This window comes from Gelidibacter maritimus, from assembly GCF_014062315.1.
GTDB classification, from domain to species: Bacteria; Bacteroidota; Bacteroidia; order Flavobacteriales; family Flavobacteriaceae; genus Gelidibacter; species Gelidibacter maritimus.
On sequence record NZ_JACGLT010000009.1, the window covers coordinates 45,166 to 57,337 of the forward strand.

The 12,172-nt window shown below is 37.7% G+C and carries 12 protein-coding genes; 8 read left to right on the plus strand and 4 right to left on the minus strand.

From position 1 onward, the window contains the following. Nucleotides 1-104: 104 nt before the first annotated feature. Both rsmH and mraZ read right to left on the minus strand, forming a co-directional pair. On the minus strand, nucleotides 105-1,001 hold the full coding sequence (rsmH, locus tag H3Z82_RS12030; RefSeq protein ID WP_182205762.1) for a 16S rRNA (cytosine(1402)-N(4))-methyltransferase RsmH: 897 nt from the start codon (nucleotides 999-1,001) through the stop codon (nucleotides 105-107). Then, nucleotides 988-1,458, minus strand: a complete 471-nt coding sequence (gene mraZ, locus H3Z82_RS12035; protein WP_182205763.1) for a division/cell wall cluster transcriptional repressor MraZ — start codon at nucleotides 1,456-1,458, stop codon at nucleotides 988-990. The genes rsmH and mraZ overlap by 14 nt, the downstream gene beginning before the upstream one ends. Nucleotides 1,459-1,754: 296 nt before the next feature. Here mraZ and H3Z82_RS12040 point away from each other — a divergent pair, with 296 nt between their 5' ends. Further along, nucleotides 1,755-2,519: an alpha/beta fold hydrolase gene (locus H3Z82_RS12040; RefSeq protein WP_182205764.1), complete on the plus strand. Its 765-nt coding sequence runs from the start codon at nucleotides 1,755-1,757 to the stop codon at nucleotides 2,517-2,519. Nucleotides 2,520-2,619: 100 nt separating this feature from the next. Continuing rightward, entirely contained in the window at nucleotides 2,620-3,234 is a 615-nt protein-coding gene (yihA, locus tag H3Z82_RS12045) for a ribosome biogenesis GTP-binding protein YihA/YsxC (RefSeq protein WP_182205855.1), read from the plus strand. 115 nt (nucleotides 3,235-3,349) lie between these two features. On the opposite strand, the gene H3Z82_RS12050 is transcribed toward yihA, so the two are convergent. Beyond that, entirely contained in the window at nucleotides 3,350-5,557 is a 2,208-nt protein-coding gene (locus H3Z82_RS12050; protein WP_182205856.1) for a carboxy terminal-processing peptidase, read from the minus strand. A gap of 189 nt (nucleotides 5,558-5,746) precedes the next feature. Between H3Z82_RS12050 and surE the strand changes: the two genes are divergently transcribed. The 6 genes from surE (at nucleotide 5,747) to H3Z82_RS12080 (ending at nucleotide 11,378) form a co-directional block, all read left to right on the plus strand. After that, nucleotides 5,747-6,523 carry a 5'/3'-nucleotidase SurE gene (gene surE / locus H3Z82_RS12055; protein ID WP_182205765.1) on the plus strand — a complete coding sequence of 259 codons (777 nt, stop codon included), beginning with the start codon at nucleotides 5,747-5,749 and terminating at the stop codon, nucleotides 6,521-6,523. After that, nucleotides 6,516-6,800: a hypothetical protein gene (locus H3Z82_RS12060; RefSeq protein WP_182205766.1), complete on the plus strand. Its 285-nt coding sequence runs from the start codon at nucleotides 6,516-6,518 to the stop codon at nucleotides 6,798-6,800. The genes surE and H3Z82_RS12060 overlap by 8 nt, the downstream gene beginning before the upstream one ends. Before the next feature lie 55 nt (nucleotides 6,801-6,855). Beyond that, nucleotides 6,856-7,983, plus strand: coding sequence for a lipid-A-disaccharide synthase (gene lpxB, locus H3Z82_RS12065; RefSeq protein WP_182205767.1), 1,128 nt, complete (start codon nucleotides 6,856-6,858; stop codon nucleotides 7,981-7,983). Nucleotides 7,984-8,093: 110 nt separating this feature from the next. Then, a complete protein-coding gene (locus H3Z82_RS12070; protein WP_182205768.1) occupies nucleotides 8,094-8,705 on the plus strand; it encodes a C40 family peptidase in 612 nt (203 codons plus the stop codon). An 83-nt stretch (nucleotides 8,706-8,788) separates the two neighbouring features. Further along, entirely contained in the window at nucleotides 8,789-9,310 is a 522-nt protein-coding gene (locus H3Z82_RS12075; RefSeq protein ID WP_182205769.1) for a C40 family peptidase, read from the plus strand. Between the two features lie 25 nt (nucleotides 9,311-9,335). Further along, nucleotides 9,336-11,378: a ComEC/Rec2 family competence protein gene (locus H3Z82_RS12080; RefSeq protein WP_182205770.1), complete on the plus strand. Its 2,043-nt coding sequence runs from the start codon at nucleotides 9,336-9,338 to the stop codon at nucleotides 11,376-11,378. Nucleotides 11,379-11,606: 228 nt separating this feature from the next. Here H3Z82_RS12080 and H3Z82_RS12085 read toward each other — a convergent pair whose 3' ends face one another. Beyond that, entirely contained in the window at nucleotides 11,607-12,155 is a 549-nt protein-coding gene (locus tag H3Z82_RS12085; protein WP_182205771.1) for a thioredoxin family protein, read from the minus strand. Nucleotides 12,156-12,172: the final 17 nt, after the last annotated feature.

Here is a 12,172-nt window from a genome sequence, read left to right on the forward strand (position 1 = left end):
ATATTCTTCAAACCTGAAAGGCTTCATTATACCTACTGGCAACCTTTCGTCTTAAATTCCTTTTCGGGAATTCAATCCACCTTCCCCTAAAAAAGAAGGATTTTTTATATTTTTTCTGCAACCCGAAGTTTTGCACTACGCGCTCTACTATTTTCTCTTATTTCTGCTTTTGATGGCACAATCAACTTACCAACCTTTTTTAAAGGCACTTCAAAATGTCCATAAACATCGCGTTCAGGCTCACCTTCAAACAATCCATTCCGTATAAAACGCTTCACCAATCGATCTTCTAAAGAGTGGTAGGAAATACAGCTCAAACGACCTCCTGTCTTCAAAACTTCAGGAACCTGAAGCAACAACTCTTTTAAGGCTTCAATTTCCTGATTCACTTCAATACGAATGGCCTGATAGATTTGCGCCAATACCTTATGTTCATTTTTATGTTTTACAAATTTTTTCAAAACCTCTTTCAAGTGCTCACTGGATTTGATCTCGTTATTTGATCGTTCTCCCACAATCACTCGCGCCATTGCTGGTGCTTGACGCAATTCGCCATACTGCAAAAACACTTCTGCAATCTGCTTTTCTTCATATTTGTTGATGACATGATATGCCGATAATTTATTATCTTGATTCATTCGCATATCTAAATCCGCCTCAAAACGTGTTGAAAATCCGCGTTCAGCAACATCAAACTGATGTGACGACACCCCAAAATCCGCTAAAATTCCATCCGCCTCCTTAACACCATAAAACCTCAAAAAGCGCTTTAAATACCTGAAATTCTCATTGATCAGTGTAAAACGCGCATCATCAATAGTATTTGGAAGCGCATCTTTATCTTGGTCAAAACCGAATAACTTTCCGTTTGAACCGAGACGTTTTAAAATCTCACGACTATGTCCGCCACCACCAAACGTAACGTCTACATATACGCCATCAGGATTGATATTCAACCCATCTACCGCCTCCGTAAGCAATACCGGATTATGATACTCCATTTTCGTCATCATCTTGTCCCATAACCTCCTCGGCCAAATCTGCAAAATCGTCAGCCGCATCGTCTATAGCTTGTTCATATCTATCTTTATCCCATATCTCCACAATATTTATTGCTGAAGACACGACGATTTCTTTCGAAATACCAGAAAAAGCCATCAAGTCCTTGGGTATCAGCAACCGCCCAGTACTATCTACTTCTACCATTTTAACACCGGCTGTAAATCTCCGGATGAAATCGTTATTTTTCTTTTTAAAGCGATTAAGTTTGTTCATTTTTTGCATCAACGACTCCCATTCGACCATCGGATACAGCTCTAAACAAGGTTGAAAAACCGCTCTTTTTAAAACAAATCCGTTTTGAAGTGCAGGCAACAACTGTTTTTTGATCGCAACAGGCAACATAAGCCTACCTTTTGCGTCAACTTTACATTCGTATGTTCCTATTAATGAGTTCAAAAGCTTTTGTTTATTTATCTAACGACTACGATTCAAATATATTGAAAATATTACCACCTTTTACCACAATTTACCACTTTTGTTGATAAGTTTATGATTTTGAGCACTATTTTCGATAAACGGGCGAAAGGAGCAATAAATAAGCCCTTGTTTTTCAGAATATTAAAAAGTGGGATAAAAGCATTTTAAGATTGTAGACAAATATTGTAGAAGTATTGCAGTGAAACTCGCTAAAATGAAATAAAATTTGATTGAAATAACTATATTTGTTTTTTATGCATAACGACTAACCATTAATGAGACATCTCTTAAAAAAAGAAAAAAAGTACAGCTATATTGAAGTAGGTGAAGGCCAACCCATTATAATTCTTCACGGATTAATGGGAGGTCTTAGTAATTTTGATGGTGTCTTGGAGTATTTTGGAAACAAGGGCTACAAAATCATTATCCCCGAATTGCCAATTTATTCGATGTCTTTGTTAAAAACCAACGTACGAAATTTTGCAAAATATCTTCATGACTTTATAATCTATAAAGAGTTGGATGACGTTATTCTGTTGGGAAATTCTCTTGGTGGTCATATCGGCCTCTACCACACAAAACTCTATCCAGAGAAGGTAAAGGCGCTAATCATCACCGGAAGTTCAGGCTTGTACGAAAGTGCTATGGGCGGTGGCTACACCAAACGCGGCGATTATGAGGTCATCAAGAAAAAAGCGCAAGATGTTTTTTATGATCCGGCCGTAGCAACCAAAGAAATTGTGGATGAAGTTTATGAAACGGTCAATGACCGAAATAAATTAATTAAGACCTTAGCCATTGCCAAAAGTGCCATCCGACATAATATGGCCAAGGACTTGCCTAAAATGGATTTACCTGTATGCATCATTTGGGGAAAGAACGATATTGTAACCCCACCTGAAGTTGCCGTCGAATTTCATGAACTTTTACCAGATTCTGATCTCTATTGGATTGATAAATGCGGACATGCCGCTATGATGGAACATCCCGATGAGTTCAATGCGATACTTGAAGAATGGCTAAAGAAGCGGAAACTTTGAGGTTGAAGTGAGTGATGAGTGGCCAATGGAGATTGAGACTACCAACTGGGGACTGATGACTGATGACTGCCAACTGAAAATAAAATCCTAAAAAAACATGATTATCAAATCTGCTGAATTTGTAATGAGCAACTCTGAAGTGGCCAAGTGCCCTAAGAACAACTTGCCAGAATATGCATTTATCGGTCGCAGCAACGTCGGGAAGTCGTCATTGATAAACATGCTGACCAATCATAAAAATTTAGCAAAAACCTCGGGCAGACCTGGTAAAACCCAACTTATCAATCACTTTTTAATCAATAAAAACTGGTTTTTGGTAGATTTACCTGGATACGGCTACGCTCGTGTTTCAAAATCGTCCAAAAAACAATTTCAGAGATTCATTCCGGATTACTTTCAGGAGCGGCAACAACTGGTCTTAGCGTTTGTCTTAGTGGACATCAGGCATGAGGCGCAAAAAATTGATCTCGAATTTATGGAATATATGGGCGAAAACGGTATTCCGTTTTCCATCATCTTTACCAAAGCTGATAAACTCAAACCAAAAGCTATTGAACGGAATGTAGCTGCTTATCTACAAGAGCTTCTCAAAACATGGGAGGAAACTCCACAATACTTTGTAACCTCATCTTCATCCGCTATCGGAAGGGATGAAGTACTCAACGAAATTGAGCGTACGAATCGGCAAATGAATGCATTGAAAGAACAAAGTTAAACCTTATTCGGGCTTCATTAATGAACCTTTCCCGGAAAGTCATGTTGTAAAAACATCAAAAAAAAAGCTCCAAAGTTTCGTAAACTTTGGAGCTTTTTTATGGGTTTACAAAGGTTTATTCATTCACATTATTAACAACCTTCTTCATATCAGCTGACCCTCTTAAATCGCTCAAAAGGTTCAATGCTTCTTCAACATACACATCGTGGCTCAGCGCTTTGTGCCAACGATCGCGCTTTTCTTTTAATATGCTATCTGCAGCCATCAATTTGTTTTCGTAAGGCAAAGAGCTAAAGGTCAGATTTGTTTTATAATCCGTCAATTTCTCAAACTGTTTTGCCTCTTCTTCATTTAATTTCAAGGCCGCTTTATAGGTGTCATATTTAAGCGAGTATTCTTCCTTATCTCGGATTTTCTTAACCCATCTGGCGTTATCATCAATCAATTTTAATTGCTGATTATTTTTGATCCGCGCATAACTATTGTCAATAGCTTTTTGATAATCTATATTGTGATCCCACAGCTTATAATCTGTAGCATCAATTTTGTCATAGGCCATCGGGTTGTCTTGATTTTTTTCACCTAAAGCAATATAACTGTAACGGTCTGGAACTACCACATCACTTTTAACGCCTTCCAATTGCGTTGACCCGCCATTGATTCGGTAATATTTCTGTATGGTATATTTTAAAGCTCCCATATCACCACTGGTATTGTTTCTCACCATACGATTTAGGTCCAAAACAGTCTGAACGGTTCCCTTTCCAAAGGTTTGTTTACTACCAATCACCAAAGCACGCTTATAGTCCTGCATGGCAGCTGCTAAAATTTCAGATGCTGAAGCCGAATTCTCATTTACCATAATGACCAATGGACCATCCCAGGTTACGGATTTGTCTTTATCTCTCAACACCTCTTTCTGTCCGCCAGTAGTTTTAACCTGAACAATTGGGCCTTCTTTAATAAATAAACCAGCCATATCAATTACGGTTTGCAAAGACCCTCCGCCATTATTTCTAAGGTCCAGAACCAAACCTTCAATACCTTCTTCCTTTAAACGTTCTATCTCAAGTTTAACATCCGTAGCGGCGTTTCGTTTTTTATAGTCTTCCATATTGACATAGAAGCCCGGAAGATTAATCATGCCAAACTTTTTATCGTCCTTAATAACAGTCGTAGATTTTGCATACACTTCCTCCAACTCTACTACATCTCTGGTTATGGTCAGGTCTTCAATAGTTCCATCCACCTTTTTCACGGTTAGGATGACATCGGTTCCTTTAGGCCCTTTAATTAGTTTAACGGCATCTTCCAGTCGCATGCCTACAATATTAACTGCCGGTTCACCATCATCTTGTTGTACTTTAAGAATTTGATCTCCTGCCTCCAATTCATTTTTTTTCCACGCTGGGCCACCACTAATAATTTCGATGATGGTTACCACATCCATTTTCTTTTGAAGCCTCGCACCAATACCTTCAAATTTCCCTGACATGGCTACATCAAAACGTTCCTTGTCTTCAGGGGCATAATAAAAAGTATGCGGATCAAACTCAGCAACAATCGCATTTAAATAAACGCCAAACCAATCGTCACGTTTACGCTCATCAATATAATCATAAAGCTCATTTAAGGAATTTAGCGTTGTTTCTCTTGCTTCCGCCTCCAATTCCGTAAGAGATTTCTTTTCTTTAGGTGCATCAGAATCCTCAGATTCAACTGATATGAAATCGCCACCCTCCCCTTCAACAGATGTCATTTTCTCTACTTTTTTCTTATCAGAAAAGGTGTTTTCCTGTTGGGAAATCAAATCATCGTAATTTGCAATAGCTGAAAACTTAAGTTGAGTTCTCCAACGTTCCCTCATTTCTTTTTTAGAATTGACATAAGCCAAATTTTTATATTCTGTGTTGATTTGTTCATCTATTGTATAATCAAACGGCTTGGCCAAAACCTCTCTGTACATTTCCTGAGATTCTTCCAATCTTTGCAATAGACGATTATGGGTCAGGTTAAAAAATGTCAACTCTTGATTTTTCAACTGATCGTCAATTTTATTTTTATAGGCTTGGAACTCTTTAATATCTGAAGCATAGAAATAGCGTTTAAAAGGATCTAACTGATCCAAATACGCCTTAAAAACATTCTCAGAGAATTCGTCATTGATTTCCTTCGGACTGAAATGCCCCTCTTCAAGTACATACGTTATTAATTGCATCAACAATTTGTCCTTATCTGGATCCTCAAAAGTTTTAGTTGTGAAACTACATGAGGCAAACGCCAACATAAGCGCCAACAATAAAATCTTATAATTCCTTTTCATGATATCTTTCATATTTTTTTAGCGGCATTGATTAAGTCTAAACACTCTAGACCCATTAATATTTTTTACTAAAGTAAAAGAAAAAACCATGCCAATAAAACCAATGCCTACTAATTTTTTGTTAAACCACTCTGAATGGGAATATAACGTCTAATTTATGTATTTTAGCACTCTAAATCCTAATGCAGAATGAACAAGAAACCATTGATTTTAGTAACCAATGATGATGGCATTACCGCCCCAGGACTAAGAACCCTGATTGAAGTTATGAACACCATTGGCGAGGTTGTTGTAGTGGCTCCTGATAGCCCACAAAGTGGTATGGGTCACGCCATTACGGTCAACTCAACATTATATGTAGAAAAAGTCAAAATAGACAATAATCCCCAAACAGAGTATAGTTGCTCGGGCACCCCAGTAGATTGTGTAAAACTGGCAGTTAAGCAGATTCTCGGCAGACGACCTGATATATGTGTTTCGGGCATCAACCACGGCGCCAACTCATCCATCAACGTTATTTATTCGGGAACTATGAGTGCGGCCTTGGAAGCGGGCATTGAGGGTATACCTGCCATTGGTTTCTCACTGTGTAATTATAATTGGAGCGCCGATTTTGAAGCGAGCAAGAGTTTTGTCAAAACCATTACTGAAAACGTATTGGAGCACGGTCTTCCTGAAGGTGTGGTGCTCAACGTAAATATTCCTGATTTACCAAAAAAGGAAATTAAGGGCATTAAAGTATGCCGGCAAGCTAAAGCCAATTGGGAAGAAGAGTTTACAAAACGTCAAAACCCAAGTGGACGTGACTATTACTGGTTAGCTGGAAAATTTGTCAATTTGGATGAGGGTGAAGACACTGACGAATGGGCTTTAGAACATGGTTATATTTCTTTGGTACCTGTTCAATTTGACCTAACCGCTCACCATTATATGCAAAACTTAAACTCCTGGAATCTAAATGATTAAAAAAGAAGTATTTATCGGTTTTATAGTAGGATTGATTGCCAACGCCATCGGTTTTATCATTGCCATCCTTATTTTTGGAAGTGGCGAGAATTTCGCAACGGCCTATAGACAATCTTTAGCCCAAGGATTTTTCAGTAAATTGGTAAGTATGGGCGCGCTACTCAATCTGGTAGTGTTTTTCGTATTTATCAAACAAAGACGTGATTATCGAGCCCGAGGTGTTATTATGGCCACCATAGTTGTGACGATTGCCACCTTTTTATTAAATTACAATTAATAACATTTCGCATATTTCAACGTGTTTTGATCCTAAAAATTACGATTCTTAAAAAATGAAATACTACATCATTGCTGGCGAGGCCTCTGGAGATTTACATGGTGCCAACCTCATGAAAGCACTGCAAAAACAAGATGTCAACGCGCAATTCAGATTTTGGGGAGGTGATTTGATGGAGGCTGTTAGCCCTAAGCTTGTAAAACATTATCGTGATTTGGCTTTCATGGGCTTTTTGGAAGTGGTTATGAATTTAAGGACCATTACCAAAAACCTTAGCTTTTGTAAAACTGATATTGAACGTTACAATCCGGATGCCCTGATATTTATTGACTATCCGGGCTTTAACTTACGCATTGCCAAATGGGCAAAACAGAAAGGCTACAAAACCCACTATTATATTTCCCCTCAAATTTGGGCCTGGAAAGAAAATAGAATTCACGCCATCAAACGTGATGTTGATAAAATGTACGTCATCTTGCCTTTCGAGAAAGCGTTTTATGAAGACAAACATCAATATCCTGTTGAATTTGTTGGACACCCGTTAATTGACGCGATTGCCGATAGGCATCAAGTGAGTGAATATGAGTTTAGAGCCAAACGCGGCCTCTCAGACAAACCAATCATTGCCTTATTACCGGGAAGCAGAAAGCAGGAAATACGCAAGATGCTTGCGGTAATGTTAAGCATTGTCAAAGATTTTGAAGACTATCAATTTGTTATTGCTGGTGCCCCTAGTCAAGATTATGAATTTTATAGAGGCTTTATTAAAAAAGAAAATGTCTCTTTTGTCAACAATAAAACTTATGATCTTTTAAGCTTAGCTACCGCAGCATTGGTTACTTCTGGAACGGCAACTTTAGAAACTGCTTTGTTTAAAGTGCCAGAAGTGGTGTGTTATAAGGGAAGCTGGATGTCTTATCAAATTGCGAAACGGGTTATTAATTTAAAGTATATTTCCCTGGTCAATCTCATCATGGACAAACCTGTTGTCACCGAATTGATTCAGGGTGATTTTAATTCCAAACGTCTCAAAAAGGAATTGCAGGATATCTTACGACCCGAAAAAAGAGAGACGCTTTTTATGGAGTACTTTCAATTAGAAAAGAAATTAGGAGGAAAAGGGGCGAGCGAAAACACGGCAAAATTAATTTATCAAGAGGTGAAAAAAGATAAAGTACAGTAATTTTTAGAGAAACTTTATACTTTAGAAATTCGATCATCGTTTATTGAACATGTTGATAGAACTCAATTAACAACTACGATTATTTTTATTAATAGAATGATTTTGACCTTATGAAGAAGATTGTCTTATGCCTTCTTTTATTCATCGCATTTAGCAGCTGCACTTCAACTAAGGAAATAGCGATGACCACATCTAAAACAAGGCAACCTGAATCAAATTCGCTATTGTGTGCCACCAAGCCTATTCTGCCTGTTGATGTCAAGTCTATTACATTAAACCCTGTGGATGTAGCACCAATTAGCCTGAATATTTCAAGTGAACTTCCAAAGTCTATCCATACAAAAGCCAGCAGGATTGTAGACTATGCTTTTGCGTTTGATGGTGTAAAATACAAACGTGGCGGAACAACGTTAGAGGGCATGGATTGTTCCGGATTGGTTGTTACTACTTTTAACAGCGAAAACATTACTTTGCCGAGAATCTCAAGAGATATGGCAAATACGGGTAGTTTAATTGATTTAAAAGAGGTCAGTAAAGGCGATTTATTATTTTTTGCCACCCGTAAAAACAGTAAGTCCATTAGCCATGTCGGAATTGTTACGACGGCAGCGGATGGATTTGTAGAGTTTATCCATGCCAGTGTCAATAAGGGCGTAATTGTTTCTAATATGGCAGAAAAATATTGGCATTTGACCTTTGTGCAGGCAAGGCGCGTCATATAGCAGCTATAACAACTAAATTACACACATTTTGCTCAAAGTTGTAATAAATTAATATTTTTATAAAAAATTTACCATTCTTCAAAATGAAAAAGATTGCCCTACTCCTTCTTTTACTGATCACTTTTAGCAGCTGTAAATCATCTAAAAAAGTCGCGACCACAAAATCAAAGTCCGTAAAAATTGAGTCACGTTCTCGAAAATCAGCTTCAACATCTTTCAATCCACAAGCCGATAAAGTCGTCGATTACGCCCTCAAATTTGATGGCGTAAAATACAAATATGGTGGCACTACAAGAAAAGGCATGGATTGCTCTGGGTTAATAGTAACCTCTTTCAACAGTGAGAATATTTCGTTGCCAAGAACTACCGGAGACCTGTCAACAACTGGCGATTGGATTGACCTAAAACAAGTGACTAAAGGGGATCTATTGTTTTTTGCAACCCGAAAAAACAGTAGAAAGGTCAACCATGTGGGCATTGTAACAGAAGCCTATAATGGGAACGTTGAGTTTATACACGCTAGTACCAGTAATGGAGTGATGGTTTCAAATCTTGCAGAAAAATATTGGTACTTCGCCTTCGTACAGGCAAGACGTGTTTTATAGTCCTTATTTTTAGTAACTTAGATTCATGAAGTTACTGAATTTTGCGATTATCAAGCTTACCCTCTGCCTTATAATAGGCATTCTTTTGGCGCATTATTTTGACACCCCATTTGTTTATAGCTTAGCGCTTACTGCAACCTTAATTTTAGCTCTAGCCGCATTTCTGGTTGGTGAAAAAAAACGTTTGGTAAAATCTTTTGGATTCGGGTTGCTGACTATTTTCACGTTTATTGGACTGGGGAATTTGAGTTATCAGCTCCATGATCAAAGCTCCTTCAAAAACCACTACACGCAACATATTGATCCTGCAAACGACACGATAAAAACGCTATATTTTCAAGTTAGAGAGGTGCTCAAACCAAGCGTGTATCACGATAAATATACTGTGGACATTCTCAATATTAATGATCAGCAGCTTGTTGGAAAGACACTTTTAAATGTTGAAAAAGACAGTGTGGCCATACCGATTAAAGTGGATGCTATTTTTGTAACTACTTCACCACTATCCGACTTAAATCCGCCAATTAATCCTAATCAATTCGATTATAAAAGATATCTTCAAAAACAATATATCTATCACCAAATTTTCACGAGTAGAGCTGAGCTATTTCTCGTTTCTTCACACACGAATACGATTTTTGGGCACGCAGCACAGTTGCGAAATCATATCAATTCAAAGTTAAAATCCTATAATTTCAAACCTGACGAGCTAGCTTTAATAAATGCCCTATTGCTGGGCCAACGACAAGACATCAGCCCTGAAATCTACAATAGTTACTCCAGGGCGGGCGCAGTTCATATTTTGGCAGTTTCGGGACTTCATGTGGGTATTGTATTGCTGCTTCTCAATTCATTGTTCAGACCTTTGGAATATCTCAAAAACGGAAAAACCATAAAGATTGCTTTGATTTTGCTGATTTTATGGGGCTTTGCAGTGGTTGCGGGTTTATCAGCATCAGTAACCCGAGCGGTAACTATGTTTAGTGTTGTTGCCATTGGAATGAATTTAAAGCGATCTACCAACATATTTAATACGCTGGCCATTTCTATGTTTATCCTTTTGCTTTTTAAGCCAATGTTCTTATTTGACGTGGGATTTCAGATGAGCTATTTGGCAGTAATTGCCATTGTAAGTTTTCAACCCTTGCTGGAACGCTTATGGCAACCAAAATTAAAGCCTGTGAAAAAACTATGGGATATATTTACGGTAACCTTAGCAGCCCAATTTGGCGTCGTGCCTATTAGTTTGTTTTATTTCCATCAATTTCCTGGCTTGTTCTTTATATCCAATCTGGTTATTATTCCTTTCTTAGGATTTATTCTGGGGATGGGTATTCTGATTATTCTAATGGCCTCGGTAAATATACTACCATTCTGGTTTGCCGATATTTATGGCGGCATTATAAGCGTAATGAACAACTTCATACAGTGGGTGTCTCTTCAAGAGCGGTTTGTTTTTTCAGACCTGAGCTTTAGCTTACTTCAAGTACTTACTGCCTACTTGGTTATAGTAACCTTAGTTTCTGTATTCAAAAAGCCAGTTTTCAAACGCTTAACGATGGCCATGTTTGCAGTATTAACTTTTCAATCGGTATTAATTTTTGAAGAAAAAATGAATCAGACTGAAGAGTTTGTGGTCTTTCACAAAAGCAGACAAAGTCTTATTGGGTTAAAATCAAATACCACTTTGACTGTATCGCATAATTTTGACAGCATCACTTCAGTCACTGATAATGTGATCAGAAATTATAAAATTGGCAATGCCATAAAAAATATAAAGCATCACAGCATAGAAGACATCTATATCTTCGGAACGAAAAGAATTTTAATAGTTGACAGTTTAGGTGTTTACAGGGTTCCAAATCTCCATCCCGAGATCGTGATTTTGAGAAGTTCACCAAAAATAAACCTAAACCGTCTATTGGATTCCGTAAAACCCATAGTGATTATTGCTGACGGCAGCAATTACAAAAGCTATTTTGAGCGATGGGAACGAAGTTGTATGAAACAAAATATCACATTTCATTCTACGGGGAGAGATGGTGCGTTTGTGCTGAGAGAACCATAATTCCAATGTCATTCTGCCTCCTGAAGATTTTCGAAGATGTGTTTGTGTTTCCCGCAGATTTCGCAGATTTACGCAGAGACTTCTCAGCCCCAAATAAGAAAAAACCCTTTTCACATAACCAGCAAAAAGGGTAACTCTATATTTTAAGAATTTGACTTAAAAGTAAAAGGAAACCTACTGTATTTCACAAATGAGAACTTCTATTTAAGAGCCCTTAGTAATTTCTTTCTACCCTTTAAACTGAGGTTCAAACGCGGTATGGTAGGCGTTGAAATCTTCTTGGGTTTCCATTTCCTTGTGCTTATCATTCAGGAACATTTTAAGGTATAATTCCAGTTGTTGCGGATTTTGATAGCCTCTAAGGGGTGTTATAATATCGCCGTTTTCATCAAAAAACATGATGGTTGGATAGGCGTTTACCTGGAAAGCATAGGTTAAATCGTGTACACTATTTCGGCGGCTGGTCATTTCTGGTTTATAGCCCTTATTAGAATAGGTCTTGCCTTTGTATTTGACAACTTCATTACCCTCACCATTAAATTTTACGGCATAGTAATTAGCGTTGACATATTTGGCAACATCAGGATTTTGGAAGGTATTCCTATCCAACATTTTACACGGCCCACACCAATTGGTATAGACATCCATCATTATTTTTTTAGGTGCTTTTTTTTGAAGCTCCAAGGCCTCTTCAAAAGTAATCCAATTTATTTCTTGTGCGACACCGTTAAAGGCCATTAATAATGTCAAGACCCCTATAAATGCTAACTTTTTCATTCTAATTATTTTTTTAC

Coding starts and splice junctions, on each gene's coding strand:
- H3Z82_RS12085 (WP_182205771.1), bottom strand. CDS start 12,155: ATGAAAAAGTTAGCATTTATAGGGGTCTTGACATTATTAATGGCCTTT.
- H3Z82_RS12075 (WP_182205769.1), top strand. CDS start 8,789: ATGAAAAAGATTGCCCTACTCCTTCTTTTACTGATCACTTTTAGCAGC.
- H3Z82_RS12040 (WP_182205764.1), top strand. CDS start 1,755: ATGAGACATCTCTTAAAAAAAGAAAAAAAGTACAGCTATATTGAAGTA.
- lpxB (WP_182205767.1), top strand. CDS start 6,856: ATGAAATACTACATCATTGCTGGCGAGGCCTCTGGAGATTTACATGGT.
- surE (WP_182205765.1), top strand. CDS start 5,747: ATGAACAAGAAACCATTGATTTTAGTAACCAATGATGATGGCATTACC.
- H3Z82_RS12070 (WP_182205768.1), top strand. CDS start 8,094: ATGAAGAAGATTGTCTTATGCCTTCTTTTATTCATCGCATTTAGCAGC.
- H3Z82_RS12080 (WP_182205770.1), top strand. CDS start 9,336: ATGAAGTTACTGAATTTTGCGATTATCAAGCTTACCCTCTGCCTTATA.
- H3Z82_RS12050 (WP_182205856.1), bottom strand. CDS start 5,557: ATGAAAAGGAATTATAAGATTTTATTGTTGGCGCTTATGTTGGCGTTT.
- H3Z82_RS12060 (WP_182205766.1), top strand. CDS start 6,516: ATGATTAAAAAAGAAGTATTTATCGGTTTTATAGTAGGATTGATTGCC.
- rsmH (WP_182205762.1), bottom strand. CDS start 1,001: ATGGAGTATCATAATCCGGTATTGCTTACGGAGGCGGTAGATGGGTTG.